The sequence below is a fragment of the Brachybacterium sp. SYSU DS0246 genome, assembly GCF_059391765.1.
Genome location: NZ_JBZXYT010000019.1, coordinates 1 through 23,540, shown reverse-complemented (window position 1 = coordinate 23,540; position 23,540 = coordinate 1). Strand labels below are relative to the sequence as shown.

Sequence of the window (23,540 nt, the reverse complement as noted above, 5' to 3'; positions counted from 1 at the left end):
CCCGGGCTCAGATGAACTCGAGCGGATCGAACTCGTCGATGTCGATGATCCGCACGCGGGGCAGGCGGCTGGTGAACGCGCCGACGTCGTACTCGAGGTCGTGGAACTCGATGCCGGGGATCTCCCGCAGGCCGGTGGCCATGAACTCGCCGAAACCGATGATCGCCGTGCGGCGATCCGGCGTCGCGGCCAGGTTCTCCATCTGCGGGGTGAAGTCGTTGTCGTGGCTGACCAGCATGACGTCGGCCGGACGGTCCTGGAGCGCCTCGGCGGTGCGCTGGATCGCGATGTCGACGACCTTGCCGTCCCCGCGCAGCGGAACCGCCTTGTATCCCAGCGCGATCAGCGCCTGGACGAACCCCGAGGGCAGGCTGTCGCCGACGGCGAGGAAGAACAGGCCCTTGGCGGGCTGGTCCCAGGTGACCTCGGCGTGGTGGAGCAGCTTGTTCCACCGCGGCCGCTCCTCGGGCTGGGGGCGACGCCCCAGGACGGAGACACCGAGGGTCGCATCGATGTTCTCGCCGTCCACGAGGAGATAGGTGCTGCGTTCGCTCATACGGTGACCCTACGCGCTCGGCGGCGCCTCAGGGCGCGCCGCTCACACGGCCGAGACGTCGAGGACATCGAGCGCCCGCACGACGCCTGCCTGGTCCCCGACCAGCACGACTCCATGGCCCTCCAGCAGTGCGGGGGCGGCCAGGACCCGGTCGGGGCCCACCTGGCGCAGCGGCGTCACCGTACCGGCCGCGGTGTCCAGGAGCGAGAGCACGGCGCTGAAGCTGACCTGCAGCCACGTGCCCGCCGACGGGCCCGGGATCGGATCGGCGTCCAGCGAGATCTGCAGCGCCCGATCCAGCGGCGTCGCCGCTCCGTCGGCCGCGTCGATCAACAACGGTTCCTTGCGTTCCTGGACGGCGAGGATGCGTCCGTCCTCCAGCAGCTGCGGGGCCGAGTACATGGCACCGGCGGCCGTGCGCCACCGCTGCTCGCCCGTGGCCGCGTCGAGCGCGAACAGGTCGGTCACGGTCCCGAGCACGACGGTGCTCTCGTCCACGGCCAGCACCGTGCAGTTCCACGGGCCGTAGAGGAGGCGCTGATACGGGGTGGTGCGGGTGGTCAGCTCCGCGCTCCAGATCTCCGCGCCGGTCCGGGCGCTGTAGCAGCGGGCAGTGCCGTCGCCAGCGCCGAGCACGAGGCGGTCACCGACCAGTGCGGGGCGGCCGCTGGACTGCTGAGGGATCGCGGTCGACCACACCGTGCTCCCGTCCGCCGCCAGGCGGGCGAGCCGGTCACCGGCGCTGACGAACACCGCCGCAGCGCCGTCGACCGCGGTGGCCAGCGGGGTGGAGACCACGGGGAGGCCCAGGTCGGCGCGCCAGAGCTCCGTGCCGTCGGTGACCGAGAGCGCGTACAGGTGATGGTCCGCGCTGGGCACGTGCAGGACGGACCCGTCGGCCGACAGCGCCATGCCGCGGTGGACCCCGCCGACGCCGACAGACCAGTCAGTGCTCAGGCGCGAGCGGTCCAGAGACAGACGAGCGACGGTGCCGGAGCCGGTCGCGACCAGCGCAGAGTCCTCGCCCACCGGCAGGATCGCGCCGCTGACGGCACCGTCCAGCTCCAGGGCGTCCACCTCGGTGACCGACCCGCCCTCCACGGAGAAGGGTGCGGAGGCCTCCCACAGCCCACCGGCCTCGTCCACACCGCGCACCCGCATCGTGCAGCGGCCCGGCAGGGTCTGCGAGAGGTCGAGTTCGCCGCGCACGCGCCGGCCGCGCAGCTCGAGCTCGCTCCAGGTGCCTTCGGCGACCGAGCCGTACACGGACTGGTCGCGCAGCTGTGCTCGCGCCGCGGTGAGCGAGTGTGGGGCTCCGAGGCGCGCGGTGACCTGTGCGGTGTCGCCGGAGACATGCACCGAGACGTCCTGCAGGAAGGCGTCGGACTCACGGGCGGTGCCGAGGTGGAGCGGGATGGACGCGATCTCCTCCACGGTGCGATCCCCCTCCGCCCCGGGAGCCGGCTGGGTGATCGCCTCGACGAGCATCTCGCGCGCTTCCGGCTCGGGACCGCCGCGCAGCGTGAGCAGGTAGTGGACGGGCTCGTTCTTGATGGCACGGCCGGTGATCAGCACCGTCCCGTTGTCGGTGACCGTGGCCTCGCGGTGGACGTGCCCGGCCAGGACCAGGCGCACCGGGTGCTCGGCGAGCACCGAGAGCAGCTGATCGCCGGCCCGCACGTAGTGGTCGTCGGCCCCCGGCGGCCAGTGCATCACCAGGATGCTGGGCATCGTGCCGGCGGCCTGCAGGTCCTCGCGCAGCCACGCCAGGGCGGCGGGATCGACGTGGGCCTCCTCCTGCAGGGGCGCGCCCGCCTCGAGCATGATCCCGTGCACGCCGAGATGATCGAAGGAGCGTGAGCCCTCGTGGAACCGCCGGCGGTACTCCTGACCGGCCGACGGGTCCCAGCGCAGCTCGTGGTTGCCCGCGACGTGCTGCGTGATCTCGGCGGCGTCAGGGCCCAGGAGGTCCTGGTAGGTCTCGTACTCGCCGCTCGATCCGAACTCGGTGAGGTCGCCCCCGTGCAGCAGCAGCGGGGCGCCGGAGGCACGGATGTCCTCGAGCACGAGGCGCAGGTGCTCCTCCTGCTGCTGGGGGATCGAGTCGATGTGCACGTCGGTGAGGAAAGCGGCGAACACCTGCGACTCCCCGTCGGCCGGTCCCTCCGCCCCCGCCCCGGTCGCGGGCAGCGCGGGGCCCGCCGCGTCGGCTCGGACCGTGGTCAGGCTCGCGGAGGCCAAGCCGGCCGCCCCGGCGGACACCGCGGCGGCGCCGAGCACCGTGCGGCGGCCGAGCGGCCTCGCCGTGACGGCCGAGGAGCCGGCGCGTGAGGACCGAGGCAGCGAGGACGGAGCCAGCGAGGACCGGCCGCTCGACGACGGGGCCGACGAGGACGCGGGGGACGAGGACGCGGGGGACGAGGGCAGCGGGGCGTCGTACGACTCGGGGGAGGGCATGGCGAGAGGCTAGCGAGCGTGGTCGCCCCGCCGAGTGGACTGCGGGTGAACCTCTTTCGACGCTTCAGTCCGATCCGCCCACGTCAGCTCGACCTTCTTCCCAAGACTCCTCAGATCGACTCGACCTTCCCGGTGACCCCGTGCGGATCGATGACGTACTTCCGGGCCGCGCCCGCGTCGAAGTCGGCGTACCCCTTGGGGGCGTCGTCCAGTGAGATCGCGGTGGCCTTGACGGCGTCGGCGATCGTCACCTTCTCGTGCAGGATCGCCTCCATGAGCTGACGGTGGTACTTCATCACCGGGCACTGGCCGGTGGTGAAGGACAGCGCCTTGGCCCAGCCGAGCCCGAGCCGCAGCGAGAGCGAGCCCTCCTGGGCCGCCTCGTCCACGCCGCCGGGGTCGCCCGTGACATACAGTCCCGGGATGCCGAGCCTGCCACCGGCACGGGTCACATTCATCAGTGTGTTCAGCACGGTCGCCGGGGCCTCGCCGGCGTCCTTGCCGTGGCCGCGGGCCTCGAATCCCACGGCGTCCACTCCCGCATCGACCTCCTCCCGGCCGAGGATGCGGGCGATCCCCTCGCGCGGATCCTCGGAGGAGACGTCGATGGTCTCGCAGCCGAACGAGGCGGCATTGGCCAGGCGCTCCGCGTTCATGTCGGCGACGATCACGACCGCCGCCCCGAGCAGCTGGGCACCGACGGCCGCTGCGGTGCCGACGGGGCCCGCGCCGGCGATGTACACGCTCGAACCCGGGCCGACGCCGGCGGTGACGGCACCGTGGTATCCGGTGGGGAAGATGTCCGAGAGCATCGTCAGGTCGAGGATCTTCTCCATCGCCTGGTCCTTGTCGGGGAACCTCAGCAGGTTCCAGTCGGCATAGGGAACCAGTGCGTACTCCGCCTGGCCGCCGACCCAGCCGCCCATGTCGACATACCCGTAGGCGCTGCCGGGCCGGTCGGGATTGACGTTCAGGCAGATCTCGGTGCGCTGGGTCTTGCACATCACGCAGCGCCCGCAGGAGATGTTGAAGGGGACCGAGACCAGGTCGCCCTTCTGGATGAACTCCACGCCGGGCCCGGTCTCGACGACCTCACCGGTGATCTCGTGGCCCAGCACCAGGCCTTCCGGGGCGGTGGTCCGGCCGCGGACCATGTGCTGATCGGAGCCGCAGATATTGGTGGTGACGACTTTGAGGATCGCCGCATGGGGGAGCTGGCGGCCGACGTTGTCGGGGTTGACCCCGGGCCCGTCCTTCAGCTCGAAGGTGGGGTACTCGGTGTCGATGACCTCGACCTTGCCGGGTCCCTGGTAGGCGACAGCGCGATTGGTGGACATGAACGGCCTCCTTGCCGGTGGGCGGCCTCCCGACGCTCCGTCACGTCGGGGACGAGCCGCACCTCCTCAGGTTCCGTGTCGCAGGTCACATTGTCAACGGCTGGGCGCAGGCCCGCTCATGAGGTCGGGGCGTCGCACGGGCCACGAGAGAGGGCACCGAGCGGCAGCTGCCGCTCGGCGCCCTCCTTCAGGTGCGCCGGGACCCGACGGAATCCGGCTCAGACCAGCGAGACCTCCCGGCCGGACTGCGCGGACTCGTAGATCGCCTCCAGGATCCGCACGATCTCCACGCCGTGCCACGCGGGGGCGACGCTCTCGGCGCGGCCCAGGCCGGCATCGACGAAGTTCGCGATCTCGTGGGCGAAGCCCGGGCCCATCTCGAACGTGCCCGAGGAGATCTGCGGGGCGATGTTGACCACCGAGTCGTGCATCTCGGTGGCGATGTGCAGATCCGGCTCCAGATCGGCGCCGCCCTTGTCGCCGTAGACGGACACGTCCAGGGAGTCCTTGGTGGCGTGCAGCGAGTAGGAGCAGTCCAGCAGCAGCGAGGAGCCGTTCTCGAAGCGGATCACGGCGTTGGCCATGTCCTCGACGCTGTTCTTCGTCGGGTCGTAGTCGGAGACCTGGTAGCGCGGCATCGTGGTGATGTTGGCCCGGTTGCCCAGGTGGTCGTAGGTGTTGCCGCTGACGGAGACCGCCTTGGGGCTGCCCATGAGGTACCAGCACAGGTCCAGCACGTGGATGCCGATGTCCAGCAGCGGGCCGCCGCCTGCGATCTCCTTGTCCGCGAACCAGCCGCCGGGGTTGCCCATGCGGCGGATGCAGCTGGCCTTGGCGTAGTAGATCTCGCCCAGTTCGCCGGCGTCGATGAAGGACTTCAGCACCTGGCAGTTGGGGGAGTGGCGACGCACGAAGCCCACCTGCACCACCCGGTCGGAGGCCTCGACGGCCTTCTGGATCTCCAGTGCCTCGGCGAGGGTGCGGGCGATGGGCTTCTCCACCAGCACGTGCTTGCCGGCCTCGATCGCGGCGATGGCCCAGGTGGCGTGGGAGTTGTTCCAGGTGCAGATGCTCACGCCGTCGATCTCGGCGTCGGCCAGGAGCTCGTGGGGGTCGGCGTAGGCGCGCGGGGCGCCGTAGCGGTCGGCGACGGAGCGAGCGCGTTCGAGGTTCACGTCGCTGATCGCGATCAGTTCGACGTCCGGGTTCGCGGCGTACGCGTCGAGATGGAAGCGAGCGATGCTGCCGGCGCCGATCACGCCGATGCGGAACTTCGTCATGGTGGGGTGGTCCTTCTGGCCGGGGCCGATGAGTGGTGCGGGGTGGGAGGAGGTCAGGCGTTCTCGAGCAGCCGACGGGCAGTGGCGAGCCCGCGGGAGGCGCCGAGCAGGCAGTCCTCCCAGCCCTCGAACTCGATCGAGGCGTAGCCGCGGTAGTCGGAGTCCTTGATGGCGCGCGCGATGGCGGGCAGGTCGAGGTCGCCGTTGCCGACGACGGCTCCGCGCAGGTGCTTGCCGCCGCGGCTGCGGAACCAGCCCTCGCCGGGATCGGCATCGGCCGGGCGGATGTAGAAGTCCTTGAAGTGGACGACCATCGCGTAGGGCAGGTTCTGGGCGACGGAGACCTCGGGAGCCTCGTCGACGCACACGAAGTTGCCCACATCCAGCGTGGTGCGGAAGTTGGGCTCGTCGACGGCGTGGATGATCCGGCGCACCCGGTCGGCGGCCTGCACGAAGAAGCCGTGGTTCTCGAGGCTGGTGGTGATGCCCTTGGTCGCGGCGTACTGCGCGATCTCCTTGCTCGCGGCCACGATCGAGGGGAGAGCCCGCTCGAAGACGGGCGTGTCGTCGCCCGGAACCGGGGCGTGCGGGGCGACGTCGTGGCGCAGCTGGCGGATGCCGAGACGGTCGGCGAGGTCGACGTAGGCCTTCACCCGGGCGACGCGGGTGGCGAGCTCGGCCGGATCCTCGGTGACGAAGTCGGCGCCGATCGCCAGGGTGGACAGCGTCACGCCCGCGCCGTCCGCGGTGGAGCGGATCCGATCCACGGCGGCCCCGTCGTACCCGATGCTCGGGATGGGGGAGTCTGCGGCGTCGCTGAGCGCGGCCAGCTCCAGGTGCTCGCCGTCGCTCGCGGCGACCCAGTCGATCACCTGGGGCAGGGTCATCTCCCCGGTGCTGAGTTTCGCGTGGAAGCTGTAGGAGCTGAAGCCGAGGGTGAGATCAGAGGTCACGGAGTCATCCTTCTGTCGGGACAGGGACAGGGGCAGGGGCAGGGGCAGGGGCAGGGGCGGGAGCAGAGGCGAGAGCTGTGTCAGGAGCTGGGGCGAGGAAGCGGGTCCACGGGGGCGGCACGTCGGGCACCCCCACCAGGCGCGTCGAGCCGTGCTCGAAGGCCCGCCCGAGCGCTCCCACCAGGGAGCCGTCGGTGGTCAGGCGCGCGGCGACCACGTCGGGCTGCTCCGGCGCCATGAGCAGGTGGTGGATGTGGCGGCGGAGGGGGTCGAGCAGGGTGTTCCCGGCACGGGAGACGCCGCCGCCGACGACGACCAGCTCGGGGTCGATCGAGAGCAGAACGGTCACCAGTCGAGGGGCGATCTCGGCGCAGAAGGCGTCGATCTCCTGCTCCGCGGCGGCATCTCCCGCCGCGGCGCGCTCGAACAGGGGCCGTGCGTCCTCACCGGTGGACCAGGTCAGCCGGCCGCGGCGGGAGCTCTCGGTCCAGCGCATGCCCCGCTGGATCCCGAGCTCGCCGGCCAGCCGATGGCTGCCCTGGAGGATCACTCCCTCGACGATCAGCGCCACCGAGATGCGATGCCCGATCTGGACGAAGGCGATGCTGTCCGCCGGCGGGCCGAGATGCCGTTCCGCATACGCGGCGAGCTTGATGTCGTTCTCGACCACCACCGGGCACTCCAGCTGCTGTTCGAGTTCGTCGGCGACGTCGATGCCGACGAGGTCGGGCAGGGCGAGGCTCTGCGCGAGGCGGCCGTCGGCGGCGAGGATGCCGGGGACGGCGACCGCGACCGAGCTGGGGCGGTGGCCGGTAGAACGGATCGCCTCGACCGCGGCCGGCAGGCGCGAGCCGTCCTCGGCGGCCACCGTGCGCTCCATGAGGATCTGACCGGAGGCGTCTGCCAGCAGGCAGCGGACCGAGTGCGAGCCGATGTCGACCGCGGCGGCGGTCGCGGCGGCCGGCCGGAAGGCATAGCGGCGCGCGGGCCGGCCGGGCTGGCCGGGCTCGGCCGGGGCAGCCGGCTGCACGGACCCCGCGCCCTCGAGCTCCTGCAGGACGCTGGCGACCGTGGGGCGGGACAGGCCCGTGCGGGAGGCGATATCGGCCAGCGCGAGCGGGGCGGCGGCCTCGCGCAGGGCGAGCAGGCACTCGCGCGAATTGGCCTGGCGCACCGCGAGCGCGGCGCGGTCGGCATGTGCCATGCGGCGTCCCTTCGGTGATCCGACCCGTCCGCGGTCCGACGCCGGCGAGGGCGGGGCTGCGACGAGGGCCCGGCGAGGCTTGTGAAACCGGGTTTCAGAATGGTTCGGCAAGCCTCGCCGCTCGATCACCCTCCTGTCAAGGCCGGGGGTGGGAGCGGTAGCGTGGCCGGGGACGTCGACCGGGAGGAGGCGATGGCATGGAGAGCACGGAGCCCGTGCAGCCCCGCGGCCCGCAGCTGCACCAGGCCTATGCCGCCGCGGTGCCCGCCCTGTCGGTCCCGTGGCAGGCGCAGGCGCCGCCGTCACCGGAGATCGCCTGGGTGAACGAGGACCTCGCCGCAGACCTCGGCTATGACCCGGCCTGGCTGCGCGGCGAGGCGGGGATCGGGCTGCTGACCGGGCAGCTCGATGAGGCCGGAAGGCCCCTGCCCGCCGGTGCGCCGGCTCCCGAGCATCCCTTCACCACCGCCCAGGCCTACGCCGGTCATCAGTTCGGCTCCCCGAACCCGCAGCTGGGAGACGGCCGCGCCGTGCTGCTCGGCGACGTCCTCGATGCTTCGGGCAGGCGCCGGGACCTCCATCTCAAGGGCTCCGGACCCACGCCCTTCGCGCGCGCCGGGGACGGCAAGGCCCCGCTCGGCCCGATGCTCCGCGAGGCCGTCGTCGGCGAATCCCTCCACGCCCTGGGCCTTCCCACCACGCGCGCGCTCGCCGTGCTCACCACCGGAGAGTCCATCGCGCCCCGCCAGGGCGTCACCCCCGAGCCGGGGGCGATGCTGGTGCGCGTGGCCGCGAGCCATCTGCGCGTGGGCACGTTCGAGTTCGCCACCTGGCACCACGACCTCGACGTGCGCCGGGCGCTCGCCGAGCACACCATCGATCGCCACCACCCTGCCGCCCGCGACGCCGAGAACCCGGTGCTCGCACTCCTCGAGCACGTGGCAGGGGCCCAGGCCGAGCTGGTCGCGCAATGGATGCTGACCGGCTTCGTCCACGGCGTGATGAACACCGACAACATGGCGCTGTCCGGCGAGGGCATCGACTACGGCCCCTGCGCCTTCCTCGACGAGCATCGCCGCGGCGCCGTGTTCAGCTCGATCGACCGGGGCGGCCGGTACGCCTACGCCAATCAGCCCGGCATCGCCCTGTGGAACCTCTCTCGCTTCGCCGAGACCCTGGTCCCGCTCATCGATCCGGAGAACCCGAACGCCGCGGTCGAGGCCGCCACCGCCGTGCTCGAGCGGTTCGAGCCCCACTACCTCGACGCCTACGCCCGCGGCCTCGCTGCCAAGCTCGGCATCCCGGCTGCGGCCCCGCCCGATGTGGTCCGTGCCCTCGGTGCGGACCTGTTCACGCTGCTCGAGCAGCAGCACGTGGACCACACCGGCTTCTTCCGCGCACTCACCGACGGCCGCGCGGCGGAGCTGTTCCAGGACCGGGCGCCCTTCGAGGACTGGCACCGGCGCCTGCTGGAGCTGCGGGGCAGCGGGGAGGCGGCCGATGCCGCCCGCGCGGCGATGGAACAGCACAACCCCGTCTACATCCCCCGCAACGTGCATCTGGACTCGGCGCTGCGTGCCGCGCACCTGGGTGACCTCGACCCGGTGCGGACCCTGCTGGAGGCCGTCCGTCGGCCCTTCGATCGTCGCGCGGGCCTCGAGGAGCTGGAAGGCCCCGGCGACGGCGGCGCGGATTTCATGACTTTCTGCGGAACCTGAGGTCGCGGGCTCCGGGGCCGCAGTTCAGGGCTGGCGTACCTGAGACCACCTCAGGGCCGGGGGACCTCAGAGCACGGAGAGGCTGAGCACGGAGAGGCTGAGAGCACGGAGAGGCTGAGCGCTGCGGCATCCCGTCGTGGCGGCGCCTCACGCTCGTCCGATCGGTCGGGGCGCTGGAGGGGCATTTTGCTACGGTCGATCCCGAGGCGGACCCGGCGCGGCAGAACTCCGCAGGGAGCCGGTTGCCGGGCCCTCGCCGCCGCGACATTTCGGGAAGCACGAGGGAAGGACAGCACCATGAGCACTGCCCTGAACGGCCGTAAGGTCCTTATCCTGACCAGCAACTTCGGTACCGAGGCCGATGAGCTCCAGCGCCCGCTGGACGCTCTGCGGGAGGCCGGCGCCGAGGTGACCGTGGCCGCGCCGAAGCAGGGCGCCGTGACCACCATGAAGGCCGACAAGGAATTCGGCCCGGAGGTCCCCGTCGACGCCACCACGGACTCCGTCAACGCCTCCGACTTCGACGCGATCGTGCTGCCCGGCGGCACGATCAACGGCGACACCGTGCGCACCGACGAGACCGCCCAGTCCCTGGTGCGCTCGTTCGCCTCCGACGGCAAGCCCGTCGCCGCGATCTGCCACGCCCCCTGGCTGCTGGTGGACACCGGCCTGGTCGAGGGCCGCGACGTCACCTCGGTCCCGACCATTCGCACCGACCTGGTCAACGCCGGCGGCAACTGGAGCGACCAGGAGGTCGTGGTCGATGAGTCCAAGGGCTTCCGGCTGATCACCTCCCGCACGCCGGATGACCTGGACGCGTTCAACAAGGCCATCGTCGACGCGCTCAGCTGAGCCGGGCGCCGCGAAGGCCGCGGGTCTGCATGACCGCGCGGTCTGCTCGTCCGCTCCGCCTGACCGAGGCCGCTCGGGTGCACTCCCGGGCGGCCTCGACGTAGCCTGTCGCCCCATCGAGTCCGGCCGGGTCGCTCCGTCGAGGTCGGCCGGCTCGCTCCGCCCAGCATCGTGGCCCCGTCAGCCCTGACAGCCCAGGAGGCATCCCATGACCCAGACCGGTGACTTCACCCCCGACCCGACGCAGGATCCGGCCACCGCCCCGGACCCCGACCCCGCCGTCGACCCCGAGCAGGACCCGGCGCTGGGGCCGACCCAGGATCCCGCTCTGGAACCCGCGGCGGACCCGGCCGAGGACGATGCCCCCGTCGACCCCGCCCAGGACGCAGCGGAGGACGCTGCCCTGGACCCGGGGCAGGAGACGGCCGAGAACATCGCTGTGGACCCGGACGAGGATCTCGAGCTCGAGGAGACCGTCGAGACGAGCCAGGACGAATACGCCCGGGCGGGCGACGAGGCGCCCGGCGAGCCCAGCATCGACGACGCCCTGGAGACCGACCGGGTCGCCGCCGAGGGCGGGGATTCGCGCAACACGGACGGCTTCCGCTACGACGCCACCCAGGACCGCGGGCTCGAGGAGTACGCGGCGGCCGAGCAGGGCAACCGCGAGGGCGACGAGATGGTCACCGACGGCGACGGGCCCGACGAGACCAGTCAGCTGGCCGGCTCCGACGCCGACACGGTGGCGTCAGACCCCGACACCACCGAGTTCGATCAGGAGTTCACCGACCCGGGAGCCTGAACGCCCGGTGTGAAGGACGACACGCAGGGGCCGCCGTGACCTGCGATGATGGACGAACCTCTCAGGATGCCCCATGCTACCTGTGAAGAGCCCGTGAGGATTCTTCGATCGATTCGGGACCGGTGACCTGCTCGCCGGTCGCGGTCGATGTGCACTACTGCATCCCGATTCCCGGAGGACACCGTGGATTTCTTATCGTCCGTCGATTGGGCGGGGCTGGGACTGAAGATCCTTGCCGCCCTCGTCATCCTGGTCGTCACCGCGATCTTGGCCATGCTGGCCAAGGCCGGCGTCGCGAAACTGACCCAGAGGATCCCCGCCCTGCGGAGGCCCGGTGTCAACGGCGAGGGTCTGGGCAATTCCCTGGGCACGATCGCCTCGATGATCGTGTGGCTGCTGGGCCTGATCATCATCCTCGGCATCTTCCAGCTCTCCCAGGTCCTCTCGCCGGTGACGGCGATGCTGGAGCAGGGCCTCAGCTTCATCCCCGACATCATCGGCGCGGTCTTCGTCTTCATCATCGGCCTGACGATCGCCAAGATCGTGCGCGCGCTGATCGTGACGGCACTGAGCACCGTGGACTTCGGCAAGCTGCTGGGCACCGCCCAGGCGGGCTTCCAGAAGGCGACCGGTGGCATCACCTCCGCCGACGGCTCCGCGGCCCGGGCGCAGGGCGCGCCCCAGGGCGCCGCCGCACAGGCAGGCCAGCCGGGTCAGCCGCCGCAGCAGGGCCAGCCGCCGCAGCAGGGCCGGCCGGGACAGCAGCCCAGCTCGGGCGCCAACGTTCCCGAGATCATCGCCTCGGTGGTGTTCGCCCTGATCATGATCGTGGTGTCGATCGCCGCGCTGCAGATCCTCGGGATCGCCTCGATCTCCGATCCGGCCTCGCAGATGCTCAGCGACGTCTTCACGGCGATCCCGAACATCATCGCCGCGGCTGCGCTGGTGGGAATCGGCGTGCTCATCGCCCGCTTCGTGACGGGCCTGTTCCGTCCGATCCTCGAAGGATCGGGCATCGACGGCTGGCTGCAGAAGCACGAGGTCCTCTCGCCCGGCACCTCCGCGACCCCGGCGGTGCTGCGCATCATCGAGATCGCCGTGGTGCTGTTCTTCGCCGTGATGGGTGCCCAGGTGCTGGGCTTCCCGCAGATCACCGCCCTGCTCAGCGAGATCCTGGAGCTCGGCGGCAGCGTCCTGTTCGGGGCCGCGATCATCGCCGCCGGCTTCTTCATCGCCACGATCGTGGCGAAGCTGCTCTCGGGCACGGCCGCGACCATCGTGAAGTGGGCGATCATCATCCTGTTCACCGCCATGGGCCTGCAGTCCATGGGCGTGGCCGACTCGATCATCGAGATGGCCTTCGGTGCCCTGGTGATCGGCGCCGCCGCTGCCGCGGTGCTCGCCTTCGGCCTCGGCGGCCGCGACGCCGCCGCTCGCCAGCTCGAGAAGCTCGAGCAGAACCCGCCCACCGCCGGTGCCGGCTCCCCCGCGCCGGGCCAGGGGGGACCGGGCCAGGGTGGACCGGGCCAGGGTGGACCGGGTCAGGGCGGACCGGGCCAGGGTGGACCGGGCCAGGGCGGACCGGCAGGAACGGGCCCGGCAGGGACCAGCGTTCCGCCGCAGCCCGGCCCGCAGGTCTGAGGCCACCACCGCTCGCGTGATCGGCGAGCACACCTGAACGGAGACGGGGCGCATCCATCCGGGTGCGCCCCTCTCTGCTGCCCAGGACCCGCTTGAGCCGCCGACACCACCGACCGCCCCCGAGCGCGACGATGACGTACTGTGCCCGCCCGCCGTTCCCGGCCCCGAGCACGACGATCGCGTATCGTTCCCGCCCCCGAGCACCCGGCCGCACAGCGGTCTCACCACCGACATGCCGTAGCAGACGCGAAGCGACGCGGCGCGAGACTTCGAGGGCCTGCGCGACATCCGTGAACCTGTTGGTAACCATCCGGCATTCCCACAAGGTCGCGGATCCCGGGCTCACGGAGGTGCCGAAGCTCCGCAGATCGTGGCGGACTGCGCGGGCCTCGGCCTCCGAGAACGCGCGGCTCGGACGGGCCGCGGCGCAGGGACTTCGCGCTGCGAATAATCCGTTGCGTGCCTGAGGGAGGCGGTCGTACGTTGAGTGGACACAGGAAAGGAGGTGGTCCGAAGAATGAAGTCTTATCGGACATGTGAGGTGGCTCGCCGCTGAGGCGACCATCGACCTGACCCGCCACGGCGGGACATCAGATCGACGGACCCGCAGCGAATTCCACCGAGCTGCCCGGACCCGCAGGGGTCGGACCTCGTCCATCCGACCAGCGCTCAGGCGCAACCTGCGGGTCTGCCCCTGCCCGGAGACCTGTGCCGTCCTCTCGGCACTCATCCCTCCGGTGCCACCCGCTCGGGCACTTCTCCGTCCGACGCCACTCTCGAGCCGGTCCTCATGCGCGACCGCAGCGCGCGAGTGATTAGCCTGCATGCATGAGCACCCCGCCGCAGAACCTTCCGGTCGAGCTGATCTCGGAGTCCATCGACGACTCCGCCGTGGTGTGGTCATCCGCTCCTGAGCCGGCGCGCACCTCGCGGCCCGAGCAGCAGAACCTCCCGATCGTGCTGCTGCTGCACGGCCTGGGCAGCCACGAGCACGACCTCGCCGGCCTCGCCCCGTCCCTGCCGCCCCAGTTCACCTACGCCTCCCTGCGCGGCATCCACCGCTACGTCCAGGGCTACGCCTGGCTGGATGCGAGCATCGACCCTCAGCGCCCGGAATCGCTGCAGACGTCGGCCGCCGCCGTCGAGACCTGGATCTCCGCGCAGAGCGCCCCCGTCGTCGGTGCCATCGGTTTCTCCCAGGGCGCAATGCTCGCCCTGCAGCTGCTGCGCCGCGATCCCCGGGCGCTGGACTGGATCGTCCAGCTCTCCGGAGCGCCGTTCCCCGCGCCCATGGCGGGGGATGCCGCGCTCGCCGAGGTGCGCCCGCCCGCGCTGTGGGGCCACGGCGGCCTCGACCCCTTGTTCGATCCGCAGCGCGTGGACCAGGTACGGGAGTTCATGAGCGCCCACACCCGGCTCGAGGAGGTGCATCGCCCTCAGCTCGGTCACGCGGTCGATGGGGTGGAATTGCGAGCGATCGCGAGCTTCGTCCGGCAGCGGGCCGACGAGCGCACGCGGTCCGCGGCCGACGACCGGTGAGCGCGACGTCCGCCCCTCCGCGTCGAACCTCGCTCTCCACATCCCTCCCGCCGCGCCCGTGCGGGTTGTAGCATTCCCTCATTCCACTCCGAGAGCCGGGGCGGAACCGAGGAGCACCAGGAGATCATGAGCGCCGCCAGCGACGCCCCTAGTGACAGTCGAAGGCCTTCGGGCCTGAGCACACAGACTTTCCGCGGGGGGATCCGCCGATGGACCTGATCGGTCCTCTCCTCTCGCTCGGCGCCGGGCTGCTGCTCGTCATCGCCTGCGGCGGTTTCGTCGCCGCCGAGTTCTCCCTGATCACCGCCAACCGCAACGACGTCGAAGCAGCCGCCGAAGCCGGCGACAAGCGCGCCGTCGGCGTTCTGCGGGGGATGAAGACCCTCTCCACGCAGCTCTCCGGCGCCCAGCTCGGCATCACCGTCACCAACCTCGGGATCGGCTTCCTCGCCGAACCCGCGATCGCCCAGCTCGTCGGCCCGCCCCTGGTGGGCGCCGGGCTCAGCGAGGTCGGGGCCCGCTCGGTCTCGGTCGCACTGGCCCTGGTCCTGGCCACGGGCATGACCATGATCTTCGGCGAGCTGGTCCCCAAGAACCTCGCGATCGCCGAGCCGCTGCGCACCGCGAAGCTGGTGGTCGGCTTCCAGCGCCTGTTCACCACGATCTTCTCGCTGCCCATCCGGCTGTTCAACGGCAACGCGAACGCCGTGGTCCGGGCGCTCGGCGTCGAACCCCAGGAGGAGCTCGGCTCCGCCCGCAGCGCTGAGGAGCTCTCGGTGCTGGTCAAGCGATCGGCCGACGAGGGCGCTCTCGCCGAGGAGACCGCCAGCCTGGTCCAGCGCACGCTCGCCTTCGGCGACCGCCGGGCGCACGACGCGATGGTCCCGCGCGGGCGCATGGACGCCCTGGACATCGACGACACCGTCGTGGACCTGCTGGAGCTGGCGCGCACCACGGGCCACTCCCGCTTCCCGGTGCTGACCGACGAGAACGAGGTGGTCGGGGTGGCGCACATCCGCCACGGCCTGGCCGTCCCCTTCGATGAACGCCCCACCACCCGCGTCGACGCGGTGATGGGCCACGCGACGTTCGTGCCGGACACGGTCCCGCTGGACGACCTCATGGACACCCTGCGCTCCGGCGGGCTGCAGATGGCCGTGGTCGTCGATGAGTTCGGCGACTACGCCGGGCTGATCACGCTCGAGGACCTGGTCGAGGAGATCGTCGGCGAGGTGCGCGACGAGCACGACGAGGAGATGGACGACACTCCCGAGCCCGACGGCTCATGGGATCTCGATGCGCGGATGCGGCCCGACGAGGCCACCGAGCGCCTCGGGGTCACGGTGCCCGAGCACGAGGACTACGACACCCTCGGCGGCCTGGTCACCCTGGAGCTGGGCAGGCTCGCGGAGGTCGGCGACGAGATCGTCGTGGACACCGATCCCGCCCCCGGCGAGGACCCGGCGCGACTGCGGATTCAGGTCACCGAGGTCGACGGTCTGAGGATCGAGACGGTCCACGTGAAGGTCGAACCGGCTGCCGAGGACGAGGGCGAGGACGACGAGGCGAACGACGGCGCGGGCGAGGATGGCCCGGCTGTCGATTCCCGCGCCCTGGAACACCGAGCCGCGGAGCACGATGAGCCCGAGAAGGTCGCCCGGCACCGCACACAGGAGGTGACCCGATGAGCACCTGGCTCGGCATCTCCCTCACCCTCGTGCTGCTGGCGCTGAATGCCTTCTTCGTCGGCGCCGAGTTCGCCCTGATCTCGGCCCGGCGCTCCGTGATCGAACCCAAGGCCCTCGACGGCAATCGGGCCGCGAGGATCACCATCTCCGCGATGGAGCAGGTTTCGCTGATGATGGCCGGGGCCCAGATGGGCATCACCGTGTGCTCCCTGGCTCTCGGCGCCATCAGCGAACCGGCCATCGCCCACCTGCTCGAGGTGCCCTTCGAGGCGGTCGGCGTACCCGGCGCACTGACCCACCCGATCGCCTTCGTGATCGCGCTGTCCCTGGTCACCTACCTCCACGTCGTCTTCGGCGAGATGGTGCCCAAGAACATCGCCCTGGCCGGCCCGGAGCGGATGGCGCTGATCCTCGCTCCGCTGCTGATGGGCATCGTCACCGTGCTGCGGCCTCTCCTGTGGCTGCTCAACGGCATCGGCAACGTGGTGCTGCGCATCCTCGGCGTCACCCCGAAGGAGGAGGTGACCAGCGTGTTCACGCGCAACGAGGTGGCGGCGATGGTCAGTGAATCCCGCCAGGGCGGGCTGCTGGAGGACAACGACGAGGCCCTGCTGCTGGGCGCGCTGACCTTCGAAGCCCGTAGCGTCGTCAACCTCGTCATCCCCCTGGAGAAGGTCTCCACTCTCCCCGAGGGCGTCACCGCGGCGGCCGCCGAGGCCGCCGCTGTGGAGGGCTTCTCCCGGTTCCCGGTGCAGTCCGCCGACGGGCGCCTGACCGGCTACGTCCACATCAAGGACCTGCTCGACTCGATGGCCGAGCACCGCGAGGACCCGATCCCGGCCGAGCGCATCCGCGCCCTGCCCTTCGTCGGAGCCGACGAGCCGCTGCGCCAGGCCCTGACCGTGATGCAGGATTCCGGGGCGCACCTGGGAGCGGCGACCGACGAGAACGGCGAGGTCATCGGCATCGTCACGCTGGAGGACATGCTCGAGGAGCTGGTCGGCCAGATCCGCGACGACTCCCGCGTGGCCGCCTGACACGGCCGGCGCCGGCGACCGTGGCCGGGTACTGGCGACATGGCGGGTGCCGATCGCTATATGGCAACGGCACCCGCTGACGCGCCAGTAGTCGGCGGGATCGATCGTGCGGGCGGGTACGGCGTACAGGCGCGTACGGCCTGCGGGGGCAGGACGTGCCGGGCGGGCAGGGATCAGCCGTCGATGCGGCCGCCGCCGGTCTGCTGGTCAGTCTCACGCAGCTGCGCGGCCTGCTCCGCGTCGCTGGGCGGTTCGGCCTCGACCTTGGGCACCTCGCCGGTGCGTGAGCCGGGGCCGCCGTAGCTGTCGGTGCCGGGCACGCTGACCACTGCGGTCAGCAGGAACACCGAGTCCTCGAGCGCTTCGACCGAGTGCCGCTGGTGCGCGAGCGCCCCGATCATCCCGTTCTCCAGAACCACCGGCTCGTCCCCGGTCACGCGCAGCGCACCGCCGAGCACCTGGATGGACGCGGCCGGCGGGGAGTTGTGCTCGGGCAGCACGGTGCCCTTGGTCAGGGCGATGACCGTCTGGCGGAGCAGACCGTCATTGATGAGAATCTCGGCGTGGCGACCGTTCTCGGCCGCCCTCGCTTCGTCGATGGCCTTCGTGGTCACGTCGGTCAGGGCAACCATGGTGTCCTCCTGGGGCGTCGGTGGTCCCACCTCAGTATCCGTCACGAATCGCCGTCCGTCAGGCCGGCCGCGGATTCCCGTGCCAGATCGAGCATCGCCCGCTCGCTCATCCCCAGCACCCGAGCGGCCGCGGCGACGTCCCGGAACTCCGGTTCGCGGCGGGTCACGGTGCCGTCCGCATCGCGGGCGACCTTCACCGCGATGCGCTGCCCGCGCACCTCCACCTCGGTGAACTCCCGGGTGCGGATCACGCGCTCGACCCGGTGTCTGCGCACCCCGAGCGTGCCGGTGCGGTCCATCATCAGCTCAGCCGTCTTCCCGGCGCTTTCCTCCCTGACCAGGGCATGGACGGTGACCCCGGGGCGGCCGCGCTTCATGACGACGGGGGTCAGCCAGGCGTCGAGCGCGCCGTGCTCGAGCAGGTCGTCGATCACGCCGGGCCACAGCCGCGGATCGAGGTCGTCGACGTTGGCCTCGAGCTGGAGCGCCGACGTCGGGGTGTCGTGGGCATCTGCGGGGCCGATGGTCGCCGGGGCGGGGAGCTCGGAGGCCGGCCTGCCGACAAGCACCCGGACGACGTTGGGACGTCCGGGAGTGTCCTTCGTGCCCGCCCCGATACCGACCGCTTCGCTGATCAGCGTCGGCTGGGGCCCGGAGGTCGACGCCAGGCCGCGCACGAGGGCCACGCCGGTGGGGGTGGCCAGCTCGCCGATGCCGGGCGCGACGCCCGGCGGGACGCGGCGACCGCCGTGCTCGTGGGGGCCGCCGGCGACGTGCTCGGGGACCGGGGGAGCGGCAGGCGAGTCCCCGGAATGCCCCTCGTGGTCGTGCCCATGGCCGTGATCGTGGCCGTTCCCGGGGGAGTGCCCCCGCGCCGGCAGCATCTCGCCCGCCACCGTCGGCCACCCCACCGCGAGCCGCACCACGGCCGGCACCGGCACCGGGATATCGCCGTGCGCTGCACGGATGCGTCCGCTGCCCACGGCGATCGTGCTGCCTGCGCCCTCGGTGATGCCCAGCTGCCGCCACGCCTCACAGGCGCCGATCACGTCGGCCAGAGAATCCAGGGCGCCGACCTCGTGGAAGTGGACGTCGTCGGCCGGGACCCCGTGGGTCTTCCCCTCGGCCTCGGCCAGGCGCCCGAACACATCCAGGGCCAGATCGATCGTGCGCCCCGGAACGTCCTCGCGGGCTCGAGCGCCCTCCAGCAGGGCGCGGATCGACGCCCACGTGCGGTGCGGAGGATTCTCGACCAGCACGTCGACGTCGACTTTCACCGCGCGCTGGCCGCCCCGGTCCACGGAGCGGCTCGCCAGACGCACCGAACCCGGGATCAGGGCGTCGAGCACCCGCTGCACGTCCTCGAGGTCCGCACCCGCATCGACCAAGGCGCCCAGCAGCATGTCGCCGGCGATGCCGGCGGTGGCGTCGATGTAGGCGAGGCGTCCCTCGCTCCCGGGCGAGGCGGGGGCAGCGCTCGCTCTCGGTGCGGAGGACGGCGTGGGGGAAGGTGTCGGCTCCATGGGACGATCGTATGCTGGCGCGCTTGTCAGGCTCTGCTGGAGGCGGGCGTGGGTGGGGACGGGGCGGTCGCTCCCACGACCTCGATGAGCGCCGCGGCAGGGGCGACGACGGGGAGGGTGACGGACTGCGGCTCTGGCAAGCGGATCGCTGCCGGCCACTCGTGTATAACAATTTATAACAGCCGTGACTGTGTAACCGGGCATAAACCGCATGGGCTAGCGTGGCGCTTGACGATTCGGGAGGTCGCGCATGGACAGCAATCCGTTCACACCGGGATTCGGGCTCACCCCGCGCGTACTGGCGATGCAGGGCTCGCCGCTGGAGGACTTCGGTGAGGCCCTCGCCGGCCGCCGCTCGGTGGGCGAGCGCTCCGTGCTGATCTCGGGCGCCCGGGGCGTCGGCAAGACGGTGCTGCTGACGCAGATGCACGACGTCGCCGACCTCGCCGGCTGGCGGACCATCGTCCTGCACACCTCCTCGACGTCCATGGTCGATGAGCTGCGAGGTGGCACCGTGGACCTGTTGCGGGAGATCGATCCCGAGGCCGAGTCGATCCGGCCGACGTCCGCGACCGTCGGCGCCTTCGGGGCGCGCGCCGGTGCCGGTGGCGAGCTCATCGACCGCTACGACGGCGAGGCCGTCCCGCTGGGACGGCTGCTGGAACGGCTCGCCGAGCTGCTGACCGAGGAGGGTGGCGGGCTCGTGGTCAGCATTGATGAGGTCCAATCCGCCGACCGCGACCAGCTCCACGAGATCGCCCAGCACATGCAGGACCTCATCGGACGCGGCTACGCCGTCGGCTTCGTCGCCGCGGGGATCCGCGCCGGGGTCGACGAACTGCTGGCCCACCCGCGCACCACATTCCTGCGCCGTGCCCACAAGGTCGAAGTGGGGAGCGTGGACGAGGGAACCGCGGCCGAAGTCATCCGCCTGACCGTCTCGGACACCGCGAAGTCCATCACCCCCGAGGCCGCCGTGCGCGCCGGGCAGATCTCACGGGGCTACCCCTATCTGATGCAGGTGGTGGGATCGCACGCGTGGCAGCGCAGCGGCGAGGCCGACGTGATCGAGATCGAGGACGTCGAGGGCGCGCGCGAGCCGACGATCGACGCGATGATCTACAACGTCCACGGCCCGGCGCTGCGCGACATCACCGGCCGCAAACTCGAATACCTCTACGCCATGATCGAGGACGAGGGGCCGTCCCAGGTCTCGGAGATCGCGGCGCGGATGGGCTTGAACGTGAACAACCAGAACGTCCACCGCAGTCGCCTGATCAGGGAAGAGCTGATCCAGCCCGCCGGGCGCGGGGCGGTGGAGTATGCGATGCCGTATCTGCGCGAGGCACTGCTGCGGCTGCGCGAGACCGGCACGTCCAGCCGGGCCGCGGGACCGGCGCGCGTCGCCCGGCCGGTGCGGCACCAGAGCGGGCGCCGCGGCGAAAGCTGAGGCACGCCGTTCGTGCACCGACGGGGCAGGCTCGAGGACCAGACGGTCCGTGGCCCGCTGACTCGTGACGCCCGCCCGTTGCCTGCGCCGTCTCGTCGCCGCGGGATATCTCTTCCCTCACGCCCCGTGCGCGACCTCGCGCACCCGTGATACCCAGGACTTATGAGAGCCATCGGAGTAGCCGAGCACGGAGGGCCCGAGGTCCTCCACGAGATCGACGTCCCGGCCGAGGACCTCGGCCCCGGCCAGGTGCGGGTCCGCGTCACCGCCGCGACCGTCAACCCCACCGACACCGGCAAGCGCAGCATGCCGCCCCGCGACGGCAGCGACCAGGGCATCGCCGGCATCATCCCCGGCATGGACATCGCTGGTTCCGTGGTCGAGGTCGGCCCGGACACCGAGACCGATCTGGCCGAGGGCGACCGCGTCATCGGCATCGTCGTGCCCCACGGCGAGTACGGCGCCTACCGCGAAGAGATCGTCCTGCCCGTCGGCTCGGTCGTCCGCGCGCCGCGCGAGGGGAACGACGCCGAAGCCGCCACCCTGCCCATGAACGGCATGACGGCGCGCCACGCGCTGGACCTGCTCGACCTCCCGCCCGGCGGGGTGCTGGCCGTGACCGGCGCTGCCGGGGCGCTGGGCGGCTACCTCGTCCAGCTCGCCAAGGCCGACGGACTGACCGTCATCGCCGACGCCGCCGAGAAGGACGAGGAACTGGTGCGCTCCCTCGGGCCCGACGCCATCGTGCCCCGGGGCGACGAGGTCGTCGAGCGGATCCGCGAGCTCTACCCCGAAGGCGTCGACGGTCTCGCCGACGGGGCGATCCAGAACGAGCAGGTTCTGCCCGCCATCAAGGACGGCGGCTCCGTGGCCACCTTCCGCGGATATCGAGGCAACGGTGAGCGCGACCTGCGGGTTCATCCCGTGATGGTGGCCGAGGTCGCCGAGGAGCGCGAGAAGCTCGAAACCCTGCGTGATCAGGCAGAACAGGGCGTGCTCACGCTTCGCGTCGCCGACGTCCTGCCCGCCGGCGAGGCGGCCGAGGCCCATCGCCGGCTGGAGGCCGGCGGCGTGCGCGGTCGGCTGGTCCTCGACTTCGCGCGGTAAGACTGGCTTTCGGCGCTCCGGTAGCGTCGCCGGCATGAACAGCTCGAACGTGCTCGTCCGGCCGGCGACGCCCGACGACGAACCCGGTATCTGGCCTCTGGCCTCCGCGCTGGCCACCTCCTACCGGCCGACGCGCGAGCGATTCGGCGAGAACCTACACGGGATCATCGCCGATCCCCGCGCGGCGATCCTGGTGGCTTGCGTCGGCGAGGACGTCATCGGCTATGTCCACGCGCTGGTCCATGAGGCCTTCCACGCGGATGGCGCTATCGGCTGGGTCGAGGAGCTGATGGTCCGTGAAGAGCACCGCGGATCCGGCTGCGGACGCGAGCTGATGGCCGCTGCCGAGTCCTGGGCGCAGGGCACGTTCGACATCGCCTATCTCGCCCTCGCGACACGGCGTGCCGGCGGTTTCTACCGGTCCATCGGCTACGAGGAATCGGCGACCTATTTCAAGAAGGCGTTCCGCTGAATAGACAGTCGGCTCAGCATCACGGTTGAGGGCACGAAGACCTTTCCTCCCGGCCCGGACGGCAGCTCAGGCAGCCGCACACTCCGGGAGCGCTGCGAGGCGGTCGACCACGGCGTCGTCAGGGTCCACCCCGGCGGTCTCCAGGGCCATGATCGCCGCTCCGCCCAGCGGCCCCAGCCGGGAGGGCACGATTCGGGCTGCGCGATGGGGATCAGAGGCCAGAGCCTCTCTAAGTCGTTCACGGAACGCGTTGTCGGTCGCGAGTGATCCGGTGCAGGCCACTGCTGCGCGGGCGGCACCACCCGAGGATTGCGGCGGTGCCGACGGGACGGGATTGACCGATGGGGAGAGTAGTCGGATCCCGCGGGCCGTGCGTGCCGCCAGATCGTGCAGCGCCGCGTCGGCCAGGGCTGACCGGGAGGCGAGGGCAGTGACCACCGGCGCGAAGGAGCCACGTTGACGCTTCGCCTCGTTGCGGTTCGAGAGGGACTGGGCGGCGAACCTCTCCCGCAGGGCATCGACGTCGGCGACCCCGAAATGGCTCAGAGCAGCGGCGACGAGCGCATCGTCGGGCTCGCCGTCGCCGACCAGGATGCGCTGGATGGCGTCGTATACGAGGTGTCTGGCCGCGCCGGCGTAGTGCTCGAAGTGGCCGCTGTCGACCTCGTCGCCGTCGGGAGTGATCGCGAGGATGATCGAGCCCGTTCCTGCGACCACGATGATGCCGGCCTCCCCGCCGAGTGCGCCTCGGTGCGCGATGACGGCGTCGTTGACGGTCACGCGGGGACAGGTCATGGCGGGGATGTCGACGAAGCGGGCGGGCCAGCTGGGTGCCTCCCCGTCGGTCCCGTACCTGTCGAGCCCGGCCATCCCGGCGACGAGTGCGAGGGCGTCGGCAGCATCCAGGTTTCCTGCACCGAGGGCACGCGCGATCGTGCCGCGGACGTTCTCGAAAGCGTCGTCGTTGTGCGCCGGGCTGCCTCCGTTGCCGGTCGCGAAGCCGAGCAGGGCCCCGTCGGGAGCGAAGCATCCCACCCGGGTATGGGTCCCGCCTGCATCGATGCCGACGACGAACCCGCCCTGCGCCCTTGCCTGAGTCATGCAGGCGAAGCTATCAGTGAGTATCCAGGCACCAACGGACATCGCGCGCGCCGGTGCCGCCGCGCTGGGCCCTCGGGCGAGGAGGTCGGGCGGCAACAGGACCTGCCGGGCAACAAGGGGGTGGGGGGGGGGGGGGGGGGGCGCGCGCCGCGCCCGCCCCCCCCGGCCGCTCCGGGGGCTGCGGCGCGGTG

The 23,540-nt window shown here is 71.4% G+C and carries 20 protein-coding genes; 11 read left to right on the top strand and 9 right to left on the bottom strand.

The window, feature by feature from the left end:
* Positions 1-7: 7 nt before the first annotated feature.
* Both AC5020_RS10885 and AC5020_RS10880 read right to left on the bottom strand, forming a co-directional pair.
* Positions 8-556: an NYN domain-containing protein gene (locus tag AC5020_RS10885; RefSeq protein WP_377017857.1), complete on the bottom strand. Its 549-nt coding sequence runs from the start codon at positions 554-556 to the stop codon at positions 8-10.
* Positions 557-598: 42 nt separating this feature from the next.
* On the bottom strand, positions 599-2,797 hold the full coding sequence (locus AC5020_RS10880) for an outer membrane protein assembly factor BamB family protein (protein WP_464988295.1): 2,199 nt from the start codon (positions 2,795-2,797) through the stop codon (positions 599-601).
* On the opposite strand from AC5020_RS10880, the gene AC5020_RS10875 reads away from it, so the two are divergent.
* Complete coding sequence (locus AC5020_RS10875; protein ID WP_464988294.1) at positions 2,775-3,026, top strand: hypothetical protein; 252 nt, start codon at positions 2,775-2,777, stop codon at positions 3,024-3,026. The two genes, AC5020_RS10880 and AC5020_RS10875, sit on opposite strands and share 23 nt — an antisense overlap.
* A gap of 97 nt (positions 3,027-3,123) precedes the next feature.
* On the opposite strand, the gene fdhA is transcribed toward AC5020_RS10875, so the two are convergent.
* The 4 genes from fdhA to AC5020_RS10855 form a co-directional block, all read right to left on the bottom strand.
* A complete protein-coding gene (gene fdhA, locus AC5020_RS10870) occupies positions 3,124-4,350 on the bottom strand; it encodes a formaldehyde dehydrogenase, glutathione-independent (RefSeq protein ID WP_377017853.1) in 1,227 nt (408 codons plus the stop codon).
* A gap of 218 nt (positions 4,351-4,568) precedes the next feature.
* Complete coding sequence (locus AC5020_RS10865) at positions 4,569-5,630, bottom strand: Gfo/Idh/MocA family protein (RefSeq protein ID WP_377017851.1); 1,062 nt, start codon at positions 5,628-5,630, stop codon at positions 4,569-4,571.
* A 53-nt stretch (positions 5,631-5,683) separates the two neighbouring features.
* Positions 5,684-6,583 carry a sugar phosphate isomerase/epimerase family protein gene (locus AC5020_RS10860; RefSeq protein ID WP_464988293.1) on the bottom strand — a complete coding sequence of 300 codons (900 nt, stop codon included), beginning with the start codon at positions 6,581-6,583 and terminating at the stop codon, positions 5,684-5,686.
* Positions 6,584-6,587: 4 nt separating this feature from the next.
* Positions 6,588-7,787 (bottom strand): ROK family transcriptional regulator, encoded by a 1,200-nt coding sequence (locus tag AC5020_RS10855; protein WP_464988292.1) that lies wholly within the window; start codon positions 7,785-7,787, stop codon positions 6,588-6,590.
* 197 nt (positions 7,788-7,984) lie between these two features.
* On the opposite strand from AC5020_RS10855, the gene AC5020_RS10850 reads away from it, so the two are divergent.
* From AC5020_RS10850 to AC5020_RS10820, 7 genes are all read left to right on the top strand, one after another.
* Positions 7,985-9,505 carry a protein adenylyltransferase SelO gene (locus AC5020_RS10850; RefSeq protein WP_464988291.1) on the top strand — a complete coding sequence of 507 codons (1,521 nt, stop codon included), beginning with the start codon at positions 7,985-7,987 and terminating at the stop codon, positions 9,503-9,505.
* A 297-nt stretch (positions 9,506-9,802) separates the two neighbouring features.
* A complete protein-coding gene (locus tag AC5020_RS10845) occupies positions 9,803-10,357 on the top strand; it encodes a type 1 glutamine amidotransferase domain-containing protein (RefSeq protein WP_377017842.1) in 555 nt (184 codons plus the stop codon).
* A 208-nt stretch (positions 10,358-10,565) separates the two neighbouring features.
* Positions 10,566-11,159, top strand: a complete 594-nt coding sequence (locus tag AC5020_RS10840) for an MSCRAMM family adhesin (protein ID WP_464988290.1) — start codon at positions 10,566-10,568, stop codon at positions 11,157-11,159.
* 183 nt (positions 11,160-11,342) lie between these two features.
* Entirely contained in the window at positions 11,343-12,800 is a 1,458-nt protein-coding gene (locus AC5020_RS10835; protein WP_464988289.1) for a mechanosensitive ion channel, read from the top strand.
* 828 nt (positions 12,801-13,628) lie between these two features.
* Entirely contained in the window at positions 13,629-14,339 is a 711-nt protein-coding gene (locus tag AC5020_RS10830; RefSeq protein ID WP_464988288.1) for an alpha/beta hydrolase, read from the top strand.
* A 209-nt stretch (positions 14,340-14,548) separates the two neighbouring features.
* Positions 14,549-16,027, top strand: coding sequence for a hemolysin family protein (locus tag AC5020_RS10825; RefSeq protein WP_464988287.1), 1,479 nt, complete (start codon positions 14,549-14,551; stop codon positions 16,025-16,027).
* Entirely contained in the window at positions 16,024-17,064 is a 1,041-nt protein-coding gene (locus tag AC5020_RS10820) for a hemolysin family protein (protein WP_377792358.1), read from the top strand. Before AC5020_RS10825 ends, AC5020_RS10820 begins: the two co-directional genes overlap by 4 nt.
* A 173-nt stretch (positions 17,065-17,237) precedes the next feature.
* Here the strand turns inward: AC5020_RS10820 and AC5020_RS10815 are convergent, their stop codons facing one another.
* Both AC5020_RS10815 and larC read right to left on the bottom strand, forming a co-directional pair.
* Positions 17,238-17,696, bottom strand: coding sequence for a cupin domain-containing protein (locus AC5020_RS10815; RefSeq protein WP_464988286.1), 459 nt, complete (start codon positions 17,694-17,696; stop codon positions 17,238-17,240).
* Between the two features lie 41 nt (positions 17,697-17,737).
* Positions 17,738-19,219 carry a nickel pincer cofactor biosynthesis protein LarC gene (gene larC / locus AC5020_RS10810; RefSeq protein WP_464988285.1) on the bottom strand — a complete coding sequence of 494 codons (1,482 nt, stop codon included), beginning with the start codon at positions 19,217-19,219 and terminating at the stop codon, positions 17,738-17,740.
* 250 nt (positions 19,220-19,469) lie between these two features.
* On the opposite strand from larC, the gene AC5020_RS10805 reads away from it, so the two are divergent.
* The 3 genes from AC5020_RS10805 (at position 19,470) to AC5020_RS10795 (ending at position 22,248) form a co-directional block, all read left to right on the top strand.
* Entirely contained in the window at positions 19,470-20,669 is a 1,200-nt protein-coding gene (locus AC5020_RS10805; protein WP_464988284.1) for an ATP-binding protein, read from the top strand.
* Positions 20,670-20,831: 162 nt separating this feature from the next.
* Entirely contained in the window at positions 20,832-21,776 is a 945-nt protein-coding gene (locus AC5020_RS10800; protein WP_464988283.1) for an NADP-dependent oxidoreductase, read from the top strand.
* Positions 21,777-21,810: 34 nt separating this feature from the next.
* A complete protein-coding gene (locus AC5020_RS10795) occupies positions 21,811-22,248 on the top strand; it encodes a GNAT family N-acetyltransferase (RefSeq protein ID WP_464988282.1) in 438 nt (145 codons plus the stop codon).
* A gap of 66 nt (positions 22,249-22,314) precedes the next feature.
* Here AC5020_RS10795 and AC5020_RS10790 read toward each other — a convergent pair whose 3' ends face one another.
* Complete coding sequence (locus AC5020_RS10790) at positions 22,315-23,349, bottom strand: BadF/BadG/BcrA/BcrD ATPase family protein (RefSeq protein WP_464988281.1); 1,035 nt, start codon at positions 23,347-23,349, stop codon at positions 22,315-22,317.
* Positions 23,350-23,540: the final 191 nt, after the last annotated feature.